The organism is Burkholderia sp. LS-044 (assembly GCF_004803625.1).
GTDB lineage: Bacteria > Pseudomonadota > Gammaproteobacteria > Burkholderiales > Burkholderiaceae > Burkholderia > Burkholderia cepacia.
Genome location: NZ_SSWO01000001.1, coordinates 129,184 through 151,255 on the forward strand (window position 1 = coordinate 129,184; position 22,072 = coordinate 151,255).

The following is a 22,072-nucleotide window of genomic DNA, read 5'->3' on the forward strand; positions in this document are numbered from 1 at the left end:
CGTTGTGGGTGGATGCGCGGAAACGCGCGGATTCTTGCATAGAACCGGCGGGCGCGCTTTGGAATGCGGGGGGGCCGCGATCGCGCGGTCGTATCGACAGGAAAACGGGGATAAATGACAGGCAGCCCTTACGTTGCTTCGCAGCCTCGATCAACGCACCGCGTTCGTCACGCCTCCCAGCGCCCGCGCTCCATCGCCTCGACCATCATGCCGAGTGTGAGCGACCGGCCGCCCAGGATTTCGCGCGCCTTGTTGCTGAACGGCGATCTGACGACCGTGGCAAGGAACGAACCGATGCCGAGCTTCGCCGACGGGTAGTAATCGTGGATGTCGAACATGGACAAGTCGACGTCAAACGTCACGGCCCATCGCCGGACGAACGCATCGATGTGCTCCGGCTCCATGTCGAGATCGTGATAGAGGTCAGTGTCCCGCATCAGTTCGATCCGATCGACTGGAAGCTTGCCGATATCGGTCGCAATGAACGCTTCGAGGTTTTTCCAGGCGTCAGCCATACAAACGATCCTCGGGCTTCACGATGCTGTTGTACGTGCCGATCGTGCGATAAGTGATCAGCGATATATCCGTTGCCAGGAGTACCCAACCTGCTCCTGGAATGGCGCGCCCGACAAAAGCGCCGATATTCCGCGTGAACTTGATCCGCAACATGACAAGACTCGTGAACGACGTAACGGTTGGCAAAATCCGATGCTTCAGTTCGTACGGCAGCAAGCGACGAGAAACCACCGACGCGATCGAGGTGCCCTTGACGGCGTTTGCGAACTTGCCGCGCGTGCGGATAAAGCGCTGGCCCAGCAACACCATCGCGATACCGATCGCGTCATCTACACCCGCCGCCTTGCCAGTCTCTTCGATGAAGATCAGGAAAAGCAACGCTTCGCGCCTCAAGCCGTCATGAACGCCGTACTTGTACGAATTCGACATTTTCCCTCAGATCGTTTGAATTTGAATGAGCGGAAAACGCTATCGTGAATGACTCGGGAAGGACAACGGACCCAGGGAAGCAATGACTGTTGCACGCGTGCATCCGGGCGCAGGTGATCGACGGGATGCCGTTCCTCTAAAGCGGCCCCACGCTTGGCGCCTCCGATCGTATCGGCTTCATCGTCCTGCGTGGATCACCGCGACAACAGCTTGCTTTGGAACGGATACAAATCGTCAACTTTCGGTGATTTGTTGGCGACAAAAAAGGCAAACGTCGTTCGCCTCCTGGCTGCGTGGACGCATTAACGCATCGCCACCGCACGCTCCTTGACCACCTCCATCGCCTTCGCCCGCCCCTCACTCCACCGTTGCGCCACCCGATACGCGACGAGCGACCCGGTCACGGCAAGCAGCATCGGCACGAGACTGTCGTGATCCGCGCGCGTGAACTCGAGCAGCAGCACGACCGCCGTGATCGGCATCTGCATCGACGCGGCGAGAAACGCGGTCGCGCCGACGAGCGCGCAAGCGCCGATCGACGCACCCGGCCACACGAGGCTCCACAGCCCGCCGAGCACGACGCCGAGCAGCGCACCGTTCGCAAGGCCCGGTGTCAGCAGGCCGCCTTCCGCGCCGGCCCGCAGGCTGCCGGCCTCGATCAGCACCTTCAGCACGAGCAGCGCGGCGGCGAGGCCGATCGTCAGCGTGCCGTCGAAACCCAGCGACGCCGGGCCCTTGCCGTTGCCGAGCAGTTGCGGAAACCGGATCGCGAGCACGCCGATCACCGCGAAGTTGATCAGCGCAAGCACGGGCAGCCGCCCGTCTTTCGGCGCGTTCGCCCGGGCGCGCGTCGTGAGCCGCACGAAGCCGTATGCGGCGAAGCCGAACAGCGGCCCGCAGACGATCGACCATGCCACCAGCGGCGTGGTCAGCACGAACGGCGGCACCGTGTACTGGTGTTCGTTGCCGAGGCCGATCCACGCGACGGCCGCCGCGATCGCCGACGTCGCGACCGCCACGACCAGCGCACGCAGTTCGAACGTGCCGAGCAGCACTTCGAGCACGAAGATCGCGCCGCCGAGCGGCACGTTATAGACGGCCGCGAGGCCCGCGCCCGCACCGCACGCGACCATCAGCCGGCAATCGTCGGGGGTGAGCCCCGAACGATGCGCAAGCTGCCCCGCCAGCAGCGATCCGATCTCGCGCGGGGCGACTTCGCGGCCGAGCGGCGATCCGAGCGCGACGGTGACGATCTGCAGCAGCGCGTGAATCGTCGTGCTGACGACCGGCATCCGCGGATCGGCCGCGCGCACCGCGCGGCGGATGCTGACGAGCGGCCGGCCATACCGGTACAGCGCCCACCAGCCGCCGCCGGCGACGATCCCGCAGACGATCAGCACCGCGAGCCGGCGCAGCGGATCGGCGCCGGTCACGCCGGTGAGGAAGCTCTCGGTGCCGATCACGTGCGCGATGCTGTAGCCGAACGCAACGTGCTGGATCGCATGCAGCAGCAGCGCGAGCAGCATGCCGCCGAGGCCCGCGCCGACGCCGGTCAGGATCGTGACGACGGCCATGCGCGCGAACGGGCTGGCGGCCGGCGAAGGGAATGCGGGAGCGGACGGGAGATCGGGGCGCATGGGGTTCGCGAATGGGATCGAAAAAGACGGCGCGCCACTCGCGCCGTCGTCAGGACCGCATCGTAGGCCGGCGACAATCATGAGACAAACGTATTTTTCGAATCGACTCATGCATTCGATGAATACACGAAGACCAGCGGGTCAAGGCAGCCCGAAGTTCACCGCCCGCTTCAATCCGGATACCGGATACGTGATGCGTTCCGGTTCACGCCGCAGGATCGCCTTCCCGTTGCGGCGTATTCGTGAAAACGGCCGCGTGCTTCGAGTCGGCAGGTCGCGCGATCCCGTTGACGAGCCTGGAATGCGTGCACACGCCCGCCTTTGAACGCGAGTGATGCCGGTCGCGGGCGCAGACGCAGGCGAGCCGTTCTCCGCGCGCCAGTCGCACCGACCCACCGCCGTGCCACGCCCCGCTCATGTTGCACCGACGCGACAGCACGCCCGCGACGGAGGGATACCGCCCGCGTGCGACCGTGCAAAAACCACCACCGTCACGCGCGCACCGCGCGTCGTGTCAGTTTTGTGAACGACTCTTGCCTGATCCGGAAAGGTGCGCTCGCGGCCCCCGGCGGCCTTGCGCGCGGGTTGCGTTCCTATACTTGCGCCGAACTTTCGTTCCCCTTCCACACGCAGGAGCCTCACTTGAAAAAAACCCTCGTCGCCGGCGCATGCACCGCCACGCTGTTCGCCCCGCTCGCTCACGCACAGAGCTCGGTCACGCTGTACGGCCTGATCGATGCCGGCATCGTCTATACCAACAACGCCAACGGTGCGTCGCTGTGGCGCCTGAACAGCGGCACCGTCAACGGCAGCCGCCTCGGGTTTCGCGGCACCGAGGATCTCGGCGGCGGCCTGAAGGCGCTGTTCGTGCTCGAGAACGGCTTCAACGTGAACAACGGCGGGCTCGGGCAGGACGGCAAGCTGTTCGGCCGCCACGCGTACGTCGGCCTGAGCCAGAGCGGCTATGGCACGCTGACGCTCGGCCGCCAGTACGACACGATGGTCGATTTCGTCGCACCGCTGTCCGCCACGGCCGGCGACCTCGGCGACACGAGCTTCGCGCATCCGTTCGACAACGACAACCTGAACCACTCGCTGCGCATCAACAACGCGGTCAAGTACACGAGCGAGACGTATGCGGGCTTCAAGGTCGGCGCGATGTACGCGTTCTCGAACGCGACCAGCTTCGGCGCGAACCGCGCATACAGCGTCGCGGCGAGCTACACGAACGGCCCGCTGAAGCTGGCCGGCGCGTACCTGCAGATGAACGGCACGAAGGGCTCGACGAGCGCGAGCCCGGGCGCGACCGACGCGGCCGAAGCGAAGAGCCTGAACCAAGGCGGCTGGTCGATCGGCTCGGACCGCATGCGTTCGTACGGCGGCGGCATCAGCTACGGGTTCGGCCCGGCCACCGTCGGCTTCGTCTATACGCGCTCGCAGTACGACAACACGGGCTCGTTCGGCTCGACCGGCCAGGTCGCGTTCAACAACTACGACGTGAACGTGCGCTATGCGGTAACGCCGGCCGTCAGCCTCGGCGCGGCCTACGTGTACACGGACGCCAGCGTGTCGAACCCCGACAGCAGGCACGGCACCGATCCGAAGTGGCACCAGGTCGACCTGCAGGCCGTCTACAAGCTGTCGCGCCGCACGGACGTCTACGCCGAAGCGATGTATCAGCACGCATCGGGCCGCGGCTACCGGGCGTTCATCGACGGCTCGGGCGGCGCATCGAGCACCGCGAACCAGATCGTCGGCACGATCGGCATGCGCACGCGCTTCTGATCGACGCGATGCATCGCCGCCCGTCGGTCACGCACCTGCGTTCGCATGCGGGTTCGTTCGCGGCGGGCGGCGCATCAATGTTGTTCCATCTGGAAGGCAGCCTGCCTGGAATCGGGGTTTTTACGCGCGCGGGCGCTGCGTAGACTGCCAGCGAAGGTCGGGGGCGCGCATCGCGCGTCGCGCCGGCCGCCCACCCCGTACCCAGGAGAACCTCGTGAAATCGCTCGTCGTTACCGCCGCCGCTGCCGTCCTGCTCGCTGCACCGGCCCTGTCGTTCGCCCAGTCGGCAAAGTCGCCCGTCACGCGCGCGCAAGTGCTGCAGGAGCTGAGCGACCTCGAATCGGTCGGCTACAACCCGGCGCGCGGCGAATCCATCAACTATCCGGACGACATCCTGGCGGCACAGGAGCGGCTCCACGAAAAGCGCCTCGCGCAACAGAAGGCCGCGCGCGCCGCATACGGCCCGGCCGGCGAGCCGGCAACGGAATCGGGCACGGCGGCAAAGCCCGCGCTGTAACGTCATGACGATGCGCCGCGCCCACGGGGACGATGTACCGTGGGCGCGGCGAGTCGCGTTGACGAGGTTGGCGAAATTCGCGTGAAGAGAAAGAAGCCGGCTGAAGAGAAGAAGCCGGCGATACGCCGATACGCGTCGGCCGCTCAGGCGGCCTGCGGTTCGCGGTCGATCGCGTTCAGCATCTCGACGTCGCGCGCGATCATCCCCGGCACCTGGGCACGCAGCATCTCGACCCACGTCCGCACCTTCGCATCGACGAAGCGGCGCGACGGATACAGCGCGTACACGTTCATCTTCTGCAGGATGTGCGCGGGCAGCACGCGCACGAGCGTGCCGTCGCGCAGCGCGTCGATCGCCGAGTAAAGCGGCAGCATGCCGATCCCGATGCCGTCGCGAATCGCGAGCGCGAGCGATTCGGCCGTATTGGTCTGCACCGGCCCCGCGACGTGGATCTGCTCGACGCCTTCGGGCCCTTCGAGCACCCATTCGTGCGTCGGGAACGCCGGCGTGCACAGCGTCAGGCACGCGTGCGCGGCGAGATCCTGCGGACGGGCCGGCGCGCCGTGGCGCTTCACGTAGTCGGGCGACGCGCACAGGATGCTGAAGGTCGAGCCGAGCAGGTGCGACACGAGTTCCGAATCGGGAAGCGACGATGCAGTCACGACAGCCATGTCGCTCGTCCCGTCGAACAGGTCGGGCATGCGCTGCGACAGCGACAGCTCGATCGACACGTCCGGAAACTGCGCGTGATAGCGCGTCAGCGCGGGCAATACATAGTGATGGCCGACGCTCGCGAAGCTGTGCATGCGCAGCACGCCGGCCGGCCGTTCGTGCGCGCAGCTCGCCTCTTCTTCCGCGCGGTCGACGTCGGCGAGGATCTGGCGGCAGCGCCGCAGATAGCTTTCGCCGGCCGACGTGAGCGCGAGACGGCGCGTCGAACGATTCATCAGACGAGTACGCAGGCGCGCCTCGAGCTCCGACACCGCGCGCGACATCGCGCCCGTCGTCGAATTCAGCGATTGCGCGGCGGCAGTGAAACTGCCCGTCTCGACGACACGCGAAAACACCCGCATGTTTTGTAGGGTATCCATTCCTGTGAGCAACCTGTAGCGGAGCCGCTATTTTCCTCTACTGGATGCGACAGATTGTTGCTCCGGCTGCAACTATCGTTTCCCCGCAGCTGCGTTAATGCACGGGCGCCGCGCTCCTACAATCGGCGCCTCACCAGTCGAACGGACCCGTTCGGACGTGCCGTGGCACCGTGCCCGGCCCCGTACCGGCCCCCTCTTTTCATGAAGCCACAACCTGCGATCGAGCGACCTTCCATCGAACCGGCACGATGGAGGACATGGCTTGATCCACTCGGCGACGCGGCACGCGACTGGGCCGCGAGCGACGGGCTGATCTGGCTGCACCTCGCGAAAACCGTGTTCGCGGCGCTGCTCGCGATGGGCATCGCGATGCGCCTGGAGATGTCGCAGCCGCGCACCGCGATGACGACCGTGTTCGTGCTGATGCAGCCGCTGTCGGGAATGGTGTTCGCGAAGAGTTTCTACCGCGTGCTCGGCACGGCGGCCGGTCTCGTCGCCGCGCTCGCGCTCGGCGGGCTGTTCGCGCAGCAGCCCGAGCTGTACATGGCCGGCATCACGCTGTGGATCGGCAGCTGCATCGCGCTCGCGGTGCGCAACCGCCACTTCCGCTGGTACGGCTTCGTACTCGCCGGCTATACGGCCGCGCTGATCGGCCTGCCGGCCGTGATGACGCCGCAGACGCTGTTCCAGTCCGCGCTCACGCGTGCCGCGGAAGTCGCGCTCGGCATCGCCTGCTCGGGCGCGGTCAGCGCGCTGATCCTGCCGCTCAGCTCCGCGAAGGCGCTGATGCGCTCGCTGGGCACCCGCCATGCGACGTTCGCGGCGTTCACGGCCGGCGCACTCGCGGGCGACGTCGCGCGCGCCGATTTCGAGCGGCGCTTCGCGGATTTCGTCGACGACATCGTCGGCTTCGAGGCCAATCGCGCGTTCGCGTCGTTCGAGGATCCGCACATTCGCGCGCGCAGCCGCCGGCTCGCGCGGCTGAACAGCGAGTTCATGAACGCGTGCACGCGGCTGCATGCGCTGCACCAGCTCGTCAAGCGGCTGCGCGCGAACGGCTCGGACGCGGTGCTCGATGCGCTCGCGCCGCATGTCGATGCGCTCGCGCAGCGTTTCGCCGCGCTGCGCGACGAGCGGCAGCGCGGCATCGCGCCGGCCGCCGGTGCGCTGGTCGATCTGCGCCGCTTCCACAGCGCGTTGCCGAAAGCCGCGCGCGCCTCGCGGCGAAACATCGAGGAACATGCGCCCGGCGGCCTGCTCGACTTCGATACCGCGATCGAGCTGCTGTACCGCTTCATCGGCGAATACCTCGGCTACGCCGACACCTATGCATCGCTCGACCAGGACGACCATGCGTTCGAGCGCTCGGTCACGCATTACGCGGTGAAGACCAATACGTTCTTCGTCGGCTTCGCGTTCCTGCGCACGGTCGTCGCCGTCGGTGCGATGAGCGTGTTCTGGATCGCCTCAGAATGGCCGAGCGGCCCGCTTGCCGTGACCGCCACCGCGATCGCGTGCGCGCTCAGCTCGACGTCGCCGCGCGCGCCGAAATTCGTGGCGCAGATGAGCGTCGGCGCGACATTCGCGACCGCCGTCGGCTACCTGTTCCTGTGCTACGTGTATCCGAACATCGAAGGCTTTCCGCTGCTGTGCGCGGCGCTCGCGCCGGTGCTCGGCGTCGGCGCGTTTCTCGCGATGCGGCCGGGATTGTCCGGTTACGGGATCGGCTTCGCGGTGTTCTTCTGCCTGCTCGCGGGGCCGGACAACGTGATCGCGTATACGCCCGAGGTGCTGATCAACAACGGCCTGGCCGTCGTCATCGCGATGCTCGTGTGCTCGCTCGTGTTCGCGGTCGTGTTCCCGACTCACATGCCGTGGCTCACGGGCCGCATCGCACACGACCTGCGCCGCCAGGTCACGCTGGCGTGCGAAGGCGCGCCGGACGGCCTCGCGCAGCGCTTCCAGTCGAGTACCCACGACCTGATGGCGCAACTGCGCACGCTGCTCGTGCGGCGCACGCGGCAGCATCGCGACGCGCTGCGCTGGATGCTGTCGACGCTCGAAGTCGGCCACGCGGTGATCGACCTGCGCGACGAAATGAACGCGTTCCGCGCGTCGAAACCGCCGCAGACGCTGCGCTGGACCGGCTCGATCGACGCGGTGCTGCACGAACTGCCGCGCTTCTTCGACGATCCGACGCCCGGCCATCACGCACGCACGCTGAAATCGGTGAATCTTGCGATCCGCGCCGCGCAGCACACGCTGCAGGCGTGGTATGCGGTGCCCGACGAGCGGCACCGCATGCAGCGCATCGTCGGCTGCCTGCACTTCATGCGCAGCGCGCTGCTGGACAAGGATGCGCCGTTCAACCGGCATCGCCATTGATCCCATCGATGCCATCGACGCCCTTGACGATCGGTGCGTGCGCAACGGGATCCTTGTTCCGGATGGAAATATGCTCTACAGGCGCGGTGATTAATCTTTAAGCAGTGCGAGCCTATAGTTTCCTCACTGCCAGCGAGACTGGCACTCACCCAGGAGAAACCGAAATGAAGCCGCTGCACCTCGCCCTCGTTGCCCTGTCGCTCACCGCTGCTGTCGCTCACGCACAGCCGGCACCGGCAGACGACGCACAGCAACAGGCGAACCGCGTCGAAGCCGTGAAGGCCGCCGGCCGCGTCGATCGTGCGCAATCGAAGCAGGACGACCCGAACGCCTGCGTCGGCCCCGTCAGCTTCTGCAACATCTACTTCGGCAGTTGAGCATGACGCCGCGTCGTCACGGCCAGGCCCGCACCGCCCGCATGAACTGCGCGGGCGAGCGGCGGCCCGGCCGATCGCGGCCCGGCCGATCGCCGCATCGCCGCTCCATCCCACGCCGCTTCGATTGAAGCGGCGCATGCCGTTTCAGGCGCCGCGCCCCGGCCGCCAGCCCACCTCGCGCAACGCATCCAGCAAGCGCGCCTGCCCCAGCCCTTCGACCCGCGCACCGCGCGACTCGACGTCGCCGCCCGCGACGAGCGCGTTCACGATCGCTTCCTCCACAGCTTCCGCCGCCGCGACGAACAGCGCGGAAATATGGTCGTTGTTGACCATCTTCACGCCGGTGGTCGGCGTCCCCTTGCTGCCGTAGTTCGCCGCCGGCAGGCCGTCGTTGCCCGTTGCGAACGCAAGGAAGATGTCGCCGCTCGAATCCTCCGTGCCGCCGCCGACCCGCGCGAGCCCGACACTGGCACGTTGCGCGAGCCGCGTGCATTGATGAGGCAGCAACGGCGCGTCGGTCGCGATCGTCACGACGATCGAGCCCATCCCGGCCTCGCCTTGCGCGTCCGGCGCGCGGAACGGCGAAGGCACGTGCCGCAGCACTTCGCCGACCGGGTAGCCGGCCACGCGCAGCATCTCGCGCACGCCGTAGTTCGCCTGGACGAGCGCGCCGACGGTCCAGCCGCCCGCGTCGGCCGCGAGCACGCGCGACGCGGTGCCGATGCCGCCCTTGAACTCGTGGCAGATCATGCCCGTGCCGCCGCCCACGCCGCCTTCGGCAACCGGGCCCGTCTGCGCGGCGGCCAGCGCGCGCTGCACGTGCGCGGCGCTCACGTGCTGCCCCCAGATGTCGTTCAGCAGGCCGTCGTAGGTTTCCATCACGACCGGCATGCACCAGTACACGCGGCCCGCCGCCGCTTCGCGTTCGTTCGCGACGAGTGCATCGCGCACCGCGCCGACGCTGTGCGTGTTCGTATAGGCGATCGGCGTGGTGAGCAGGCCGGCTTCGCGGATCCATTCGAGCCCCGTTGCATCGCCGTTGCCGTTCAGCACGTGCACGCCCGCGAAACAGGGCGAATCGTGCACGGCGCCCGCGCGCGGCTCGATGACGGTGACGCCGGTGCGGATCGATGCGTCGCCGTTCTCCTCGTTCAGCGTGCAATGTCCGACCCGCACGCCCGGAACGTCCGTGATCGCGTTGAAGCGGCCCGGCGTGCCGAGTCCGATGCGGATGCCGAGATCCCTCGTGCGCATGATGCAATTCCTCCCGTCTTTCAATGGTTCGGTGTTTCGGTGTTTCGGTGTTTCGGTGTTTCGGTGTTTCGGTGTTTCGGTACGGCAAGGCTTCGATCCGTCGCTCAGAGCGCGCGGAACGCTTCGCTGTGGCGTGCCCAGACCGCGTACATCGCGAGCGCGGCAATCAGCAGCCCGGCGATGATGATGAGGTCGGTCGGTTTCGTGGCTGTGGCCAGCGTCGTGTAGAGCGTGTACGCGGCGCCCGCCACCGCGACGAGCGGCGTCACGGGCCACAACGGCATCCGGTAATGATGCTCGACGTCGCGGCGCACGAACCGGCTCGCGAGCGCGGCCAGCCCGACGACCAGGTAGATCAGCAGCAGCAGGTCGACCGTGAACGCGGTCAGCTCGTCGAGGCTCGACACGAACACGAGCCCCGCCGACGGCACCGCGAGCGCGAGGGTCGCGAGCCACGGCGATTCGAGACGCGGGTGGATCGTCGAGAAGGCGCGGTTGCAGGTGCGCGACCAGAGCGCGTGCCGGCCGCTGCTGTACAGCAGCCGGCCCATCGTGATCACGATCGCGATGATCGCGTTGAACACCGACAGGAAGATCCCGCCGCTGACCACGCGTGACACGGCCGGGTTGCTGAGCGAACGTACGACATAGCCGATCGGGTCGGCACTCTTCGTCAGCTCGGTCAGCGACGGCGCGCCGAGCACGATCGCGGTGAGCGGAATCAGTTCGACGACGAGGATCACGAGCAGCGAGTAGATCACTGCCTTCGCGACATTGCGGTTGCCGCCGCGCAGGTCTTCCGCGAGATACGCGGCCGATCCGAAGCCGTTGTAGCAGAAGATCGCCGTGCCGATCGCCGGAACGATCGCGGCCAGCGTCGCGGGCACGAGCGCGTTGCCGCTCGCGACGACCGGCGCGACCAGCGCGTCGGCGCCGCGATGCGGGGAACCGAAGCCGAGGCCCGCGATCAGCATCAGCACGCCGATCTCGACCACCAGGAACGCGCCCGTGATCCACGCGTTCGTCTTGATGTTCAGCATGCCGAGCAGGTAGCTGAGCAGCACGATCGTCAACGCGACCGACTGGTTGCTGAAGTGCGTGCCGAGTGCACTGTTCAGGTAAGGCGCGGCGCCGCTCGCGAGCACGGCCGGGATGAACACGCTGACGGACAGCACCGTGATGAAGGTCAGGTAGCCGGGCAGCGTGCCGAACACGCGCTTGGCCATCACGTACTCGCCGCCCGCGCTGCGGTGCGCGGCGCTGAGTTCCGCGTAGCAGAGCGCGAACGCGAGCGCGAGCACGCCGCCGAGCAGGAACGACAGCACGGCGCCGCTGCCGGCCTGCTGGATCGCGAACGGCGCGATCACGAAGATCGAGCTCGCGGGCGTCACGCCCGATACGGTGATCATCACCGCGTCGCGCACACTGAGCGTCTGCGACAGCGCGCGCGGCGCGTCCTCCGTTGCAGGCGCCGCTTGCAGCGTGCCCGTCGATTCCGACATCATCGCCATCTCGTTCTCCTGTGCTGCACTTTTTTGAACGCCCATACTCGGGCCCGACTGATTGCGTGGCAGTCTAGGAAGCCAATTTCAGGACCGCTATTCCCCCTTCGTGTTACGCCCTTCCGGTGGTGGTATGGATCGTCTCTTTTCCGAAATCGCGATGCACCAGGCGCTCGGCCGCGCAATCGATCACCTCGGCCAGCCGCGCTTCTGGCGCTTCCTGGTGCTGCTGCTCAATGAAATGGCGCCGTTCGACAATGCGCTCGCGACCGCGATCGGCCCCGACGGGGTGCCGCTCGTGCTCGAGGAATACGACACGGGCGGCACCGATGCCGCGTCGCCCGTGCCGCTCTACCTGAACGGCGTGTATCTGCTCGACCCGTTCCTGCAGGCCGCGCACGACGGGCTCGCCGACGGCTGTTACCGGCTCGAGGAAGTCGCACCCGACCTGTTCCGGCAGAGCGAGTATTTCCTCAGCTATTTCCGCGATGCGGTGGGCGACGACGAGATCCAGATCCTCGTGCGGCCGAGCGCCGACATGCTGCTGTCGCTGTCGCTCGGCGCGGGCACGCGTTTCGACGTCGAGCCGCTCGGCAAGCTGACGGCCGCGATGCCGTGGGTGCTCGCGGCGATCCGGCAGCACTGGCGGCTGGTGGGCGACGCCGCACGCGCGACGCCCGACGCCGATCTCGGCGCGCGGGTCGAGCAGGCACTCGCCCGCTTCGGCGCGGGCGTGCTGACCGATCGCGAGATGTCGATCGCGAGAATGGTGCTGCGCGGCAACTCGTCGAAGGCGATCGCCGAGCGGCTCGCGATTTCGCCGGAAACGGTGAAGGTGCACCGGCGGCACCTGTACGCGAAGCTCGGGATTTCATCGCAGCCCGAGCTGTTCTCGCGCTTCATCCAGGCGCTGGGGGAAGACGCGGCCGGATGACCTTCCCGATCCGGACGGATGGCAACCGGCGGTCTTCACGTTCCTGCCGGAACTCGGCGCCACGGCCGGGAATGCCGACGGCACAGCATCCGACATGCGAGATTCAATGGAACGAACGGTTCTTATTCGTATGCGTTGCCGCGGCGGCGCTGAGTTGCCTGCTGTTGCTGTTGCGACCGAAGGACAGGCAGGCGGCGAACGTCGAGCCGCCACCGGCTGCGCGATAGCCGGCACGCGAACGCCGCGCGATGCCGCTCACCCGGCTTTCGGGCAGCGGCATGCGCATGCGCGGCTCACCGCTACCGCCACTTCGCGCCGAGTTGCGCGAGCCCGGCGTTCCGGAGATCGTCCGGCAACATCACCACGCGGAACTCGCAGTCGGCATTCAACATCAGGAACCACGGCTCCGCGAGCGCGGGGATCTGCGACGGGTCATCCACGTTGACGATCGCGACCGCCCCGCGACCGCCGCCCTGCTCCGTGAAATACACGGCCTCCGGCTTGACCGCTTCGAGTATTCGCGAGATCACGTCGCCGACGCTGCCGTCCCGCACCAGCGTGTTGAACGGCTCGTGAGGGATTCGTATGTTGAGAAGCATGCGCATGACCATCCTCCTTGGGCGTCACCCGGCCTGGGCTCTTCAAGCATAGGTGCTGCGTGATGCCGCGCCAGTGGCGCCGAAAACGGTTGCCGGCACGCCTTCACATTCCGACGATTCGACGACACCGCATCGCGCGAACGGCATGCGCTCGCGCGATGCAGGCCCCGTCGAATCGGCCGCTCATGCCCCCGTCATTCGGAGACCGTATCGGCCGCCAGCTCCGTCGGCGCGATCGCCAGATGCAACGCCCGCTGCGGTCGCAGCGTCACGTTCAGCACCGCGCGCGGCGGCGCCATGCCGGGCGGCACCGACAGCACATAGCGCTGCAGGACCATGGCGGCCACGACTGTCATCTCCGTCATCGCCAGATGCTGCCCGAGGCACACGCGCGGGCCCGTGCCGAACGGCATCCAGGCACCGCGCGGCAGCGCCGGCGCATCGGCGCCGAAGCGTTCGGGGCGGAACGTATCGGGCTCGGGGAACCATCGAGGATCGCGCTGCATCAGTTGCAGCGGCAGCATGAACAGCGTGCGCGCGGGAAACTGCCACGCGCCCAGCGCGATCGGCCGCGCTGCGCGACGGCTGATCAGGATCGGCGCGGACGGGTACAGGCGCAGCGTTTCGTCGAGCGTCTGCGACAGGTAACGCAACGACGCGCGCGTCTCGGCCGACGGCGCACGACCGCCCAGCACGCGGGACACCTCGTCGCGCGCGGCGGCTTGCGCGGCCGGATTCGCGGCCATGCACCATGCCCACCAGGTCAGCGCCCCGGCGGTCGTCTCGTGGCCGGCCAGGAACGCCGTCACACATTCGTCGTGCACGGCCCGCAGCGGCCATTTCCGCGCATCGGCCCGATGCAGCCGCAACAGGCGTGACAGCAGATCGTCGGGCCAGGTACGCTCGGGCCGGTCGAGGCGCGCATGCAGCTGCCGGTCGATCAGCCCTTTCAGCACCGCCATCGCGCGTGCCGTGCGGCGCTTCCACGGCACCCAGCTCGGCGTGTTCACCGGCTGGTAAAACGCCGCGTTCGCCGCGGCGCTCACCACGCGCACCGCCTCTTCGGCCGCGCGCGCATCGTCGCCGATCGTATCGGAGAACATCGTGCGCATGATCACGTCCATCGCCAGCGACGTCAGCGCGCTTTCGATCGGCCACTCCGGATCATGCGCGGGCCATTGCGCGAGGGCATGACCGGCCGTCGCCGCGATCGCCGGAACGAACGCCTGAACCGGCTTCGGCATGAAGCCGGGCTGCAGCGCCTGCCGCTTGTCGCGCCATGCATCGCCCTCGGCGACCAGCACGCTTTGGCCGTGGACCTCCGCGAAGACGCGGATGGCGCGCTCCCAGCGCCCGAGCGCATCGTGGTGCGTGACCAGCAGCTCGCGCACGAGCGCCGGATCGGTCACGACCACGGCATGCTCGGGCCACACGCGCAAGTGCACGACATCGCCGTAGGTGCGCTGCCAGTCGCCAAGCGCGCCGATCAGGTCGCGCGACATCGTGCGCAGCAACCCCCAACCCGTCAGGCCGGCGGGCGGCCCCGGCGGCCATACGCCGGGCGGGTGAAGCACGGGCGCCGGCGCAGCAGTGCCCGCGTGGAATGGACATGGGGAAGAGGATCGTGTGTTCATGTGCCGGATTCTCCGCATCGGCGCGCCGGCGGTCTTGAACGCAAACGACATCGACACGCGTTGACCCCGTCCCTATACTGCGGCGTCATGTTCTCCGGCCCGCCATCGATTCCGCCGTCATGCCCCGATCCGCTTGCCCGCGCCCCTCGCGTCGCAGGCGGCGGGCGGCTGCCGCATACGCGGCTGCATCCCGCGCCTGCCGCGCTGCAGGGCGCGGTGGTCGCGATCGTTCTGTGCGACACGCGCGGCGTCGCGTCGAGCGACGCGCAACGGCTTTCGCATTTTCCGGCCACGCCGCTCGTCTGCGTGTCGTGGTACAGGGATCTCGACGTGGGCTTCATCGAACCCGCCCCCGACGGTCCGCGATGGCGCCCCTTCGGCGCGGCGGCGACGCTGTCGGGCAGCCATTCGGCCCCCACCGTCGCGTGGGCGCCGACGGGCGGGCTGATCGGCATGATCTGTTTCACCGCCGATGCCGCGCGGACGTTGTTCGGCATCGCGCTGCCCGACGTCCACGACCGCGTGCTCGACGCACACGCGTGCCTCGGCCGCGACTGGCACCCGCTGCTCGATGCACTGCTCGGCGCGGATGGCGACGCGGACGTGCTGGCGGCGATCGATCGCCATCTCGCGCCTCGCTGGCAGGCGCTGCGGCCCGCGACGCCGCTGGCTTCGCTTCGCAACGCGGGGCGCAGCTGGGTCGAGCGTCTCGCGCTACAAGCGCGCGAGTGGCGCGGCACGCACAGCCCGCGCCAGGTCGAACGGCGCATCAAGACCTACAGCGGCCGATCGCTGCGCGAATGGCAGGCACTCGTCAGGACGGAAAGCGCGTTCTTCGCGGCGCGCGACCGGTTCGAAGCCGGCGCCGCGTTCAACTGGGCGACGCTCGCGCTCGACGAAGGATTCGCCGACCAGGCGCACCTGAGCCGCGAGGTCAAGCGCATCACGGGATTCTCGCCGAGCGAATTCACGCAGCGCTTCATCGACGACGAATCGTTCTGGATGTACCGGCTGTGGGTGTGACGCACGGCGGCTTCACGGCCCCGGCCGCGCGAATGAGCCATACATTCCAAGAGTAGAATGTTGGGCATTAACGGGCGCCATGCCTGCCACGCCCGGTCAACCCGCCACCCGCATCATTCCAGGAGCCCGTGATTGAACCCGTCGCCGCCCGCCGAACGCAAAGGGGTCGCCCTTTATGCGCGGATTGCCAGCCTGCTTCGCGGACGAATCCATCAAGGCGAATGGAAGCGCGGCGACCAGTTGCCGCCGATTCCCGAGCTGTGCGCGTTCTATCAGGCGGGCACGATCACGGTGCGCCAGGCGCTGGCCGAACTGAGCGCCGAAGGGCTCGTGAGCAGTGCCCGCGGGCGCGGCACGTTCGTCACGGCCGACGTCGTCTCTCCCCCGGATAACCCGGCGCTGCGCGCCGCGATCAACGATCCGCTGCAACTCGCACCCGGCCAGACCCTGCGCGTGCTGCTGCGCGAAGCCGTGACCGCGCTGCCCGCCGCGTTGCAGACGGGCCAACCCATGCGCGCCGCCTACATGCGGATCCGCACGCTTCAGCTGCACGACGGCGCGCCTTACGGTGTGATGGACAGCTATGTCGCGCGGGAAACCTACGACCGGTTTCCGAAGGGCAGCGACGCGCGGCGCAAGGTCGGTTATCTCGTCCGTCAATACAACCGTCTTCCGCTCGCGAAGGCCCGCCAGGAAATCACGGCCGCCTATGCGGACCAGGAGACGGCCGACCTGCTCGCGTCGGACGGTGCCGACTTCAGCATGGCCGACATGCTGATTCGCATGCGCCGCTGGTGGACCGACGGCGACGGCTGCATCGTCCATGCGGGGCTCTACCTGTATCGCGCCGACCGTTTCGTGCTCGACATCACGCACGATCTCGACGGCAACGACCGGAGCGCCGACTTGATCCCGTCACCGCGCGCCGGTACCCGGAAAGGCGCGCGCAAGCCGGCGGCCTGACCCGCCGGCCCCGACTGCCCTTCAAGCCGCCGCGTCGCCCTCGCCGTCGCACATCGCCCCGTAGACCCAATGCCGCAGATCGCGGCGAATCCGGTATGTCGTCGACGGCAGAAGCTGCGTCATGAATACCACGATCAGGTCCTCGGCCGGATCGATCCAGAAAGCCGTGCTGGCGCCACCGCCCCAGAAATAATCGCCGACGCTGCCTGGCTGCATCGTCGCGGCAAGGTCCTGCGTCACGGCGAAGCCGAGCCCGAACCCGAGCCCCGGATACACGGCCTCGCTGAACGTGGAGCGCGACATCCGGTCGAGCGTCCGGCCGCCCGGCAGATGGTTGATCGTCATCAGTTCGACGGTCTTCGGGCTCAGGATCCGGTGCCCGTCGATCGAACCGCGGTTCAGCAGCATCCGGCAGAAGCGCAGGTAATCGCCGGCCGTCGACACGAGCCCGCTGCCGCCCGAAGCCAGCGCCGGCGGCCGGCGAAACGCGCTGGATGCCGGGTCGTCCTGCAGCACGAGAGCGCCATCCGGGCCCGGGCAATAACACGCGCACAGGCGCTCGGCCTGCGCGTCCGGCACGAAGAAACCGGTGTCGGGCATGCCGATGGGATCGAACAGCGCATGCTTCAGGTAGTCGGCAAACGGCTGCCCGGAGATCTTCTCGACGAGATAGCCGAGCACGTGCGTCGCGACCGAATAATTCCACGCTTCGCCCGGCGAGTAGTCGAGCGGCAGCCCGGCCAGATCCGCGATCATGCCGTCGAGACCGCCCGGGTTGCCCGGTTCGCCGATCGCGAGTTCGCGGTACGCGGCATCGACGTTCGTCCTGGCCTGGAAGAAATACGACAACCCCGCCGTGTGGCGCAGCAGATCCACCATCAGCATCTCGCGCGCGACCGGCCGGGTCTGGAACCCGCCGAGGCTCCGTGCGCCGGCCACGGCGACGCCCAGGTCCTTCCACGCCGGGATCACGCTCGACACGGGATCGTCGAGCGCCACCCGCCCCTGCTCGACCAGCGTCATGAACGCGACGCTCGTGATCGGCTTGGTCATCGAATAGATGCGGAAAATCGCGTCCTCGCGCATCGGCTTCGCGCGCTCGACGTCCATGGAACCGACGACGTTCACGTGCGCCAGCTCGCCACGGCGATGGATCATCGTCACCGCCCCCGGCAAGCGCCCGGACGCCACGTACCGTTCGTTCAGCTGCATGTCGAGCGCCTTCAGCCGCTGCGACGACAAACCCGGATATGCCACCTTGGTCATGCCCCTGCTCCTCTTTCCACTTCGGTCTCGACGCGCCGGAACCCGCGCCCGCCTCGCTTCAGGCAGCGCGCTTGCCCGATCCAAACATTCTAAAAATAGAACTATATCATTTTAAAGAATGTCCGAACCGGCGTGACGCGTCGGCAACATGCGGCGCTCGTCGTATGGGCCGGTTGCCCGATTCGGGACGCGCGGGCATGATGTCGCGAACCCTGGCGGCTGCCTTGCGAACCGTTCCCCCCGTCGCATCGCCAATGCGCCGGCCGGGCTGCGTTTCGCACACGGCTGCCTCTTCCCACCTCAGCCCGCTTATGTCACTCCGCGCCTTCAGAACGCTGGTCGCCATCGCCCGATACCGGACTTTCGCGCGCGCCGGCGAAGCCATCGGCCTCACGCAATCGGCGGTGAGCCTGCAGATCAAGACGCTCGAAAGCGAATACAACGTGCAGTTGTTCGATCGCTCGCGCCGGCAGCCGGTGCTCACCGAGGCCGGCAACATCCTGCTCGCGCAGGCCGAGCAGGTGCTCGCGATGGTCGACCGGATTCCCGATGCGCTCAGCGACGAGAAGAAGCTCGTCGGCCGCCTGCGGATCGGCGCGATCCAGACCGCGCTGTCGGGCCCGCTGCCCGACGCGCTGCTCGCGCTGCGCGCAGCGCACCCGGGGCTGCGCGTACACGTGTCGGCCGGCATGTCGGCCGAACTGGCGAACCGTGTCGCGGCCGGCGAACTCGATGCGGCGATCACGACACGCCCCGTGCGCCCGCATCCGGCGGAACTCACGTGGACCACGCTGTACGAGGATCGCTTCTGGCTGCTCGCGCCGCCGGACCAGGCGGAACGCGACGAGGGCACGCTGCTCGGCGCGCTGCCGTTCATCCGCTTCGATGCGCAGGCGTGGGCCGGCCGCATGATCGCCGCCGAACTGCGCCGCATCGGCGTGCGGGTGCGCGAGGAGATGGTGCTGGACAGCGCGGAAACGATCGCGCGCATGGTCGCGCGAGGGCTCGGCGCGGCGATCGTCGCACTCCCCGATTCGACGCTCGCGCGCCTGCCGCCCGTCACGCGCTTGCCGTTCGGTCAGCCGCAGATGGGGCGCGCGGTCGTCCTGCTCGAACACCTGTCGCGTCCGGCCGAACGTTTCGCACGTGCGCTGGCGGCCGAAGTCACCGCGTCATCGATGAGAATTTCTCATTGAACACCCGATAATTAACCATTATTCCTGTTGTTTGCGCGTGTTAACTTGGCGGCATCGTCACTCTTTCGCTTGCGTGTCGCCATGTTGCCCGCCGGATGGATGCCCGCCTCGTTCCGCCGTTTTGCGCGCCTGCCGCTCACGGCGGCCTGCACGGTCATCCCGCCTCGCGTAAAGGCGCCCCGATGATCGGCCCGATCCTGCTCGCGCTGGCGCCGGTCGCGCTGCTGGTCGCGTGCGGCCACGGCCTGCGGCGCACGGGCTTCATCGCCGACGCCTTCTGGCCGCAGGCCGAGCGGCTGTGCTACTACGTGCTGCTGCCCGCGCTGTTCGCGGACGGCCTCGCGAACGCGCGGCTGCAGTCACTGTCCGTATTACCGCTCGCGGCGGCGCTGGTCGGTTCGACCGCACTCGCCGCGGCGCTTCTCCTGCTGGTTCGCCCGTTCGTGCGGGTCGACGGCGCCGGCTTCACGTCGGTGTTCCAGGGGGCCGTGCGCTTCAACAACTATGTCGGCACAGCACTCGCGGCCGGGTTGTTCGGCGCAAAAGGCATTGCGCTCGCGGCCGTGTGCGTCGCGGCAATCGTCCCGACCGTCAACCTGATGTGCGTGCTCGTATTCGCGCGCTACGGCGACACGCGGCTCGGCGCGGCGGCCCTCGTGCGCCAGATCCTGTCGAATCCGCTCGTCGTCGCGTGCGCGCTCGGGATCGCGATGCAGGCCGGCGGCGTCACGTTCCCGGCGGCCGTCGAGCCGGCCGTGCGCGCGCTCGGCGTCGCGTCGATGCCGCTCGGCCTGCTGTGCGTGGGCGCGGCACTGAAATTCGATGCGGCGCGTGCGTGGCTGCAGCCGGTCTGCGTCGCGTCGGCGTTCAAGTTCATGGCGATGCCGCTCATCACGCTCGCCGCCGGCCGCCTGTTCGGGCTCGGCGATGCGGCGCTGACGGTCGCGCTGCTGTTCCAGGCGCTGCCGACGTCGTCGGCGTCGTACATCATGGCGCGCCAGCTCGGCGGCGACGCGCCGCTGATGGCCGGCATCACCGCGTTCCAGACGATCGCGGCGGCGCTCGCGATGCCCGTCGTGCTGACCGCGCTCGCGTCGGCACCCGCGTTTCGCTGACGACGCAACGACCGCCCATTTCCCCCTGAATCCAGCCTGCACGCGGGCCATCGCGCGATTCGGCATAACCGGCCGCGCGTGCTCGTTCGCGCGTTGCCGCAGGCGCTCACCGAGAAACCCCGTCACATGAATGCTCCCGCCCCGCCCGCCGCCATCGCCGCCACCCGGCCGCACGCGGCCGTCTACGTAAAGCTCACGCTCGTCGCGCTGTTCTGGGGCGGGACGTTCATCGCGGGCCGGATCCTCGCCGCGACGATGTCCGCGACCTCGGCGGCCACCGGCCGCTTCGCGATCGCCGCGCTGATGCTGGTCGCGCTGACGTGGAAGATCGAAGGCGGGCTGCCGAAGCTGAGCGGCCGCCAGGTCGTGACGACCTTCGGCCTCGGCGCGACCGGCATCTTCCTGTACAACGTGTGTTTTTTCGCGGCGCTCGCGCGGATGCCGGCGGGCCGCACCGCGCTGTTCGTCGCGTTGAACCCGGTCGCCACCGCCGTGCTGCTGTCGATCGTCGTGCGCGGGGAACGCCTGTCGCTGTCGCGCTGGGCCGGCATCGCCGTCGCGCTGTTCGGCGCGCTGGTCGTGATCAGCCGCGGCGAATTGCTGCGGGTGCTGACCGACCTCGGCAACACGTTCGGTGCCGGCGAACGCTTCATGCTGTGCGCGGTGCTGAGCTGGGCCGCCTACACCGTGATCGGCCGGCGCGCGCTCGACGGGCTGTCGCCGCTGGCGGCGACGACGTATGCGGCGCTGTGGGGCCTCGCGCTGCTGGTCGTCGCGCACCTGTTCGGCTCGCCCGCTGGCAGCGGCACGGCGCTGACGTGGCAGGCCATCGCGTCGATGCTCTATCTCGGCGCGATCGGCACGGTGGTCGCGTTCGTCTGGTATTCGCAGGGCATCCGCGAACTCGGGCCGGCCCGCGCGGCCGTGTTCACCAACCTGGTGCCCGTGTTCGGCGTGCTGCTGTCGGTCGCGCTGCTCGGCGAGCCGTTGTCGCCGTCGATGCTGGCGGGCGGTGCGCTCGTGATCGCGGGCGTCGCGCTGACCAATCGCGCGAAACGCTGATCCATGGGCGTGCGCGACGCGCACTCGGGGACGGATGCCGAATACCGGAGCGGCGCGCGGCGGCGATCACGCCCCGGTTCCGTGACGCAGACGGGCGGCCGCTACCGATATGCCCCCCGATACGCCCCCGATGTTCTCGCAGCCCCGCCAAAAACCGCCTATCGTGAATGGAGCGCTCCGTTTGCCGCCATTCGACCCTGCGTCGCTCGCACCGGCGGCGACGGCCCCGCGCTCCGGCACCATTCACCGCGATCCGGCGCACGCTCGCCCGTGCACGATCGCGGCCGCCCACCGGATTACAGGAGGCCCTCATGAAAGCCGCGCTGCTCGTCAGCTCCGCCCTGCTCGCCATTGCATCCGCATCGGCGTCGGCTCAAGGCTCTATCACGAAAGTCGAAAACGGTTCGCTCGTCGCCGCGAACGGGATGACCGTCTACACGTTCGACAAGGACAAGGCCAACGCCGGCACCAGCGCGTGCACGGGCCAGTGCGAATCCTTCTGGCCGCCCTACAAGGCCAGCGCGACCGACGTTCCGGTCGGGCCCTACACGATCGTCAAGCGCGACGACGGAAGCCCGCAATGGGCATACAAGGGCAAGCCGCTGTACTTCTTCTCGAAGGACATGAAACAGGGCGACCGCAACGGCGACAACTTCAAGGACATGTGGCACGTGGTCGCGCCGTAAGCGTCGTCCCGCCGTCTTCCGCGCCCGCCTCGAGGACGTAAAAAAGCCCGCCCGGATTGTCGATCCGGGCGGGCCTGCTCGCGATCGCGCCGGCCGCGTTG

21 protein-coding genes are annotated in these 22,072 nt (G+C 68.1%); 11 read left to right on the forward strand and 10 right to left on the reverse strand.

The window, feature by feature from the left end:
• Positions 1 to 167: 167 nt before the first annotated feature.
• The 3 genes from E9536_RS00600 to E9536_RS00610 form a co-directional block, all read right to left on the reverse strand.
• Positions 168 to 515 carry a DUF1493 family protein gene (locus E9536_RS00600; RefSeq protein WP_060314865.1) on the reverse strand — a complete coding sequence of 116 codons (348 nt, stop codon included), beginning with the start codon at positions 513 to 515 and terminating at the stop codon, positions 168 to 170.
• The gene (locus tag E9536_RS00605) at positions 508 to 945 is read right to left on the reverse strand and encodes an STM2901 family protein (protein ID WP_136469080.1); all 438 of its coding nucleotides are present in this window, start codon (positions 943 to 945) and stop codon (positions 508 to 510) included. Before E9536_RS00605 ends, E9536_RS00600 begins: the two co-directional genes overlap by 8 nt.
• 302 nt (positions 946 to 1,247) lie before the next feature.
• Positions 1,248 to 2,582, reverse strand: coding sequence for a chloride channel protein (locus E9536_RS00610; protein ID WP_136469081.1), 1,335 nt, complete (start codon positions 2,580 to 2,582; stop codon positions 1,248 to 1,250).
• A gap of 642 nt (positions 2,583 to 3,224) precedes the next feature.
• On the opposite strand from E9536_RS00610, the gene E9536_RS00615 reads away from it, so the two are divergent.
• Both E9536_RS00615 and E9536_RS00620 read left to right on the forward strand, forming a co-directional pair.
• Complete coding sequence (locus E9536_RS00615) at positions 3,225 to 4,367, forward strand: porin (protein ID WP_059694927.1); 1,143 nt, start codon at positions 3,225 to 3,227, stop codon at positions 4,365 to 4,367.
• A 214-nt stretch (positions 4,368 to 4,581) separates the two neighbouring features.
• Positions 4,582 to 4,884: a DUF4148 domain-containing protein gene (locus tag E9536_RS00620; RefSeq protein WP_027791526.1), complete on the forward strand. Its 303-nt coding sequence runs from the start codon at positions 4,582 to 4,584 to the stop codon at positions 4,882 to 4,884.
• Positions 4,885 to 5,027: 143 nt separating this feature from the next.
• On the opposite strand, the gene E9536_RS00625 is transcribed toward E9536_RS00620, so the two are convergent.
• Positions 5,028 to 5,975 (reverse strand): LysR family transcriptional regulator, encoded by a 948-nt coding sequence (locus tag E9536_RS00625; protein ID WP_027791525.1) that lies wholly within the window; start codon positions 5,973 to 5,975, stop codon positions 5,028 to 5,030.
• Between the two features lie 201 nt (positions 5,976 to 6,176).
• Here E9536_RS00625 and E9536_RS00630 point away from each other — a divergent pair, with 201 nt between their 5' ends.
• Both E9536_RS00630 and E9536_RS00635 read left to right on the forward strand, forming a co-directional pair.
• Positions 6,177 to 8,360, forward strand: a complete 2,184-nt coding sequence (locus E9536_RS00630) for an FUSC family protein (RefSeq protein ID WP_136469082.1) — start codon at positions 6,177 to 6,179, stop codon at positions 8,358 to 8,360.
• Between the two features lie 164 nt (positions 8,361 to 8,524).
• Positions 8,525 to 8,737 (forward strand): hypothetical protein, encoded by a 213-nt coding sequence (locus E9536_RS00635; RefSeq protein ID WP_059694933.1) that lies wholly within the window; start codon positions 8,525 to 8,527, stop codon positions 8,735 to 8,737.
• 144 nt (positions 8,738 to 8,881) lie between these two features.
• On the opposite strand, the gene E9536_RS00640 is transcribed toward E9536_RS00635, so the two are convergent.
• Positions 8,882 to 9,991, reverse strand: a complete 1,110-nt coding sequence (locus E9536_RS00640; RefSeq protein ID WP_136469398.1) for a P1 family peptidase — start codon at positions 9,989 to 9,991, stop codon at positions 8,882 to 8,884.
• Between the two features lie 104 nt (positions 9,992 to 10,095).
• Positions 10,096 to 11,502 carry an APC family permease gene (locus E9536_RS00645; protein WP_027791521.1) on the reverse strand — a complete coding sequence of 469 codons (1,407 nt, stop codon included), beginning with the start codon at positions 11,500 to 11,502 and terminating at the stop codon, positions 10,096 to 10,098.
• Between the two features lie 124 nt (positions 11,503 to 11,626).
• On the opposite strand from E9536_RS00645, the gene E9536_RS00650 reads away from it, so the two are divergent.
• The gene (locus E9536_RS00650) at positions 11,627 to 12,427 is read left to right on the forward strand and encodes a helix-turn-helix transcriptional regulator (protein ID WP_060061806.1); all 801 of its coding nucleotides are present in this window, start codon (positions 11,627 to 11,629) and stop codon (positions 12,425 to 12,427) included.
• A 103-nt stretch (positions 12,428 to 12,530) separates the two neighbouring features.
• Here E9536_RS00650 and E9536_RS41255 read toward each other — a convergent pair whose 3' ends face one another.
• From E9536_RS41255 to E9536_RS00665, 3 genes are all read right to left on the reverse strand, one after another.
• Entirely contained in the window at positions 12,531 to 12,713 is a 183-nt protein-coding gene (locus E9536_RS41255; protein ID WP_060085225.1) for a hypothetical protein, read from the reverse strand.
• 13 nt (positions 12,714 to 12,726) lie between these two features.
• Positions 12,727 to 13,032 (reverse strand): Panthothenate synthetase, encoded by a 306-nt coding sequence (locus E9536_RS00660; RefSeq protein ID WP_021159202.1) that lies wholly within the window; start codon positions 13,030 to 13,032, stop codon positions 12,727 to 12,729.
• Between the two features lie 188 nt (positions 13,033 to 13,220).
• Complete coding sequence (locus E9536_RS00665) at positions 13,221 to 14,660, reverse strand: cytochrome P450 (RefSeq protein WP_136469083.1); 1,440 nt, start codon at positions 14,658 to 14,660, stop codon at positions 13,221 to 13,223.
• Positions 14,661 to 14,747: 87 nt separating this feature from the next.
• Between E9536_RS00665 and E9536_RS00670 the strand changes: the two genes are divergently transcribed.
• Entirely contained in the window at positions 14,748 to 15,683 is a 936-nt protein-coding gene (locus tag E9536_RS00670; protein ID WP_136469399.1) for an AraC family transcriptional regulator, read from the forward strand.
• Positions 15,684 to 15,815: 132 nt separating this feature from the next.
• Positions 15,816 to 16,646 (forward strand): GntR family transcriptional regulator, encoded by an 831-nt coding sequence (locus tag E9536_RS00675; protein ID WP_059694943.1) that lies wholly within the window; start codon positions 15,816 to 15,818, stop codon positions 16,644 to 16,646.
• Positions 16,647 to 16,667: 21 nt separating this feature from the next.
• On the opposite strand, the gene E9536_RS00680 is transcribed toward E9536_RS00675, so the two are convergent.
• A complete protein-coding gene (locus E9536_RS00680) occupies positions 16,668 to 17,912 on the reverse strand; it encodes a serine hydrolase domain-containing protein (RefSeq protein ID WP_136469084.1) in 1,245 nt (414 codons plus the stop codon).
• Positions 17,913 to 18,223: 311 nt separating this feature from the next.
• On the opposite strand from E9536_RS00680, the gene E9536_RS00685 reads away from it, so the two are divergent.
• The 4 genes from E9536_RS00685 to E9536_RS00700 all read left to right on the forward strand — a co-directional run bounded on the left by E9536_RS00685 (position 18,224) and on the right by E9536_RS00700 (position 21,971).
• On the forward strand, positions 18,224 to 19,108 hold the full coding sequence (locus tag E9536_RS00685) for a LysR substrate-binding domain-containing protein (RefSeq protein WP_136469085.1): 885 nt from the start codon (positions 18,224 to 18,226) through the stop codon (positions 19,106 to 19,108).
• A 182-nt stretch (positions 19,109 to 19,290) separates the two neighbouring features.
• Positions 19,291 to 20,223, forward strand: coding sequence for an AEC family transporter (locus E9536_RS00690; RefSeq protein WP_168799486.1), 933 nt, complete (start codon positions 19,291 to 19,293; stop codon positions 20,221 to 20,223).
• A gap of 126 nt (positions 20,224 to 20,349) precedes the next feature.
• A complete protein-coding gene (locus tag E9536_RS00695) occupies positions 20,350 to 21,285 on the forward strand; it encodes a DMT family transporter (RefSeq protein WP_136469087.1) in 936 nt (311 codons plus the stop codon).
• 311 nt (positions 21,286 to 21,596) lie between these two features.
• Positions 21,597 to 21,971 (forward strand): hypothetical protein, encoded by a 375-nt coding sequence (locus E9536_RS00700; protein WP_021159211.1) that lies wholly within the window; start codon positions 21,597 to 21,599, stop codon positions 21,969 to 21,971.
• Positions 21,972 to 22,072 lie beyond the last annotated feature (101 nt).

What these genes read in the sequence shown, in the direction of transcription:
- E9536_RS00600 (WP_060314865.1), bottom strand. Translation starts at nt 515, where the DNA reads ATGGCTGACGCCTGGAAAAACCTCGAAGCGTTCATTGCGACCGATATC.
- E9536_RS00605 (WP_136469080.1), bottom strand. Translation starts at nt 945, where the DNA reads ATGTCGAATTCGTACAAGTACGGCGTTCATGACGGCTTGAGGCGCGAA.
- E9536_RS00610 (WP_136469081.1), bottom strand. Translation starts at nt 2,582, where the DNA reads ATGCGCCCCGATCTCCCGTCCGCTCCCGCATTCCCTTCGCCGGCCGCC.
- E9536_RS00625 (WP_027791525.1), bottom strand. Translation starts at nt 5,975, where the DNA reads ATGGATACCCTACAAAACATGCGGGTGTTTTCGCGTGTCGTCGAGACG.
- E9536_RS00630 (WP_136469082.1), top strand. Translation starts at nt 6,177, where the DNA reads ATGAAGCCACAACCTGCGATCGAGCGACCTTCCATCGAACCGGCACGA.
- E9536_RS00635 (WP_059694933.1), top strand. Translation starts at nt 8,525, where the DNA reads ATGAAGCCGCTGCACCTCGCCCTCGTTGCCCTGTCGCTCACCGCTGCT.
- E9536_RS00640 (WP_136469398.1), bottom strand. Translation starts at nt 9,991, where the DNA reads ATGCGCACGAGGGATCTCGGCATCCGCATCGGACTCGGCACGCCGGGC.
- E9536_RS00645 (WP_027791521.1), bottom strand. Translation starts at nt 11,502, where the DNA reads ATGGCGATGATGTCGGAATCGACGGGCACGCTGCAAGCGGCGCCTGCA.
- E9536_RS00650 (WP_060061806.1), top strand. Translation starts at nt 11,627, where the DNA reads ATGGATCGTCTCTTTTCCGAAATCGCGATGCACCAGGCGCTCGGCCGC.
- E9536_RS41255 (WP_060085225.1), bottom strand. Translation starts at nt 12,713, where the DNA reads ATGCGCATGCCGCTGCCCGAAAGCCGGGTGAGCGGCATCGCGCGGCGT.
- E9536_RS00660 (WP_021159202.1), bottom strand. Translation starts at nt 13,032, where the DNA reads ATGCGCATGCTTCTCAACATACGAATCCCTCACGAGCCGTTCAACACG.
- E9536_RS00665 (WP_136469083.1), bottom strand. Translation starts at nt 14,660, where the DNA reads ATGAACACACGATCCTCTTCCCCATGTCCATTCCACGCGGGCACTGCT.
- E9536_RS00670 (WP_136469399.1), top strand. Translation starts at nt 14,748, where the DNA reads ATGTTCTCCGGCCCGCCATCGATTCCGCCGTCATGCCCCGATCCGCTT.
- E9536_RS00680 (WP_136469084.1), bottom strand. Translation starts at nt 17,912, where the DNA reads ATGACCAAGGTGGCATATCCGGGTTTGTCGTCGCAGCGGCTGAAGGCG.
- E9536_RS00685 (WP_136469085.1), top strand. Translation starts at nt 18,224, where the DNA reads ATGTCACTCCGCGCCTTCAGAACGCTGGTCGCCATCGCCCGATACCGG.
- E9536_RS00690 (WP_168799486.1), top strand. Translation starts at nt 19,291, where the DNA reads ATGATCGGCCCGATCCTGCTCGCGCTGGCGCCGGTCGCGCTGCTGGTC.
- E9536_RS00695 (WP_136469087.1), top strand. Translation starts at nt 20,350, where the DNA reads ATGAATGCTCCCGCCCCGCCCGCCGCCATCGCCGCCACCCGGCCGCAC.
- E9536_RS00700 (WP_021159211.1), top strand. Translation starts at nt 21,597, where the DNA reads ATGAAAGCCGCGCTGCTCGTCAGCTCCGCCCTGCTCGCCATTGCATCC.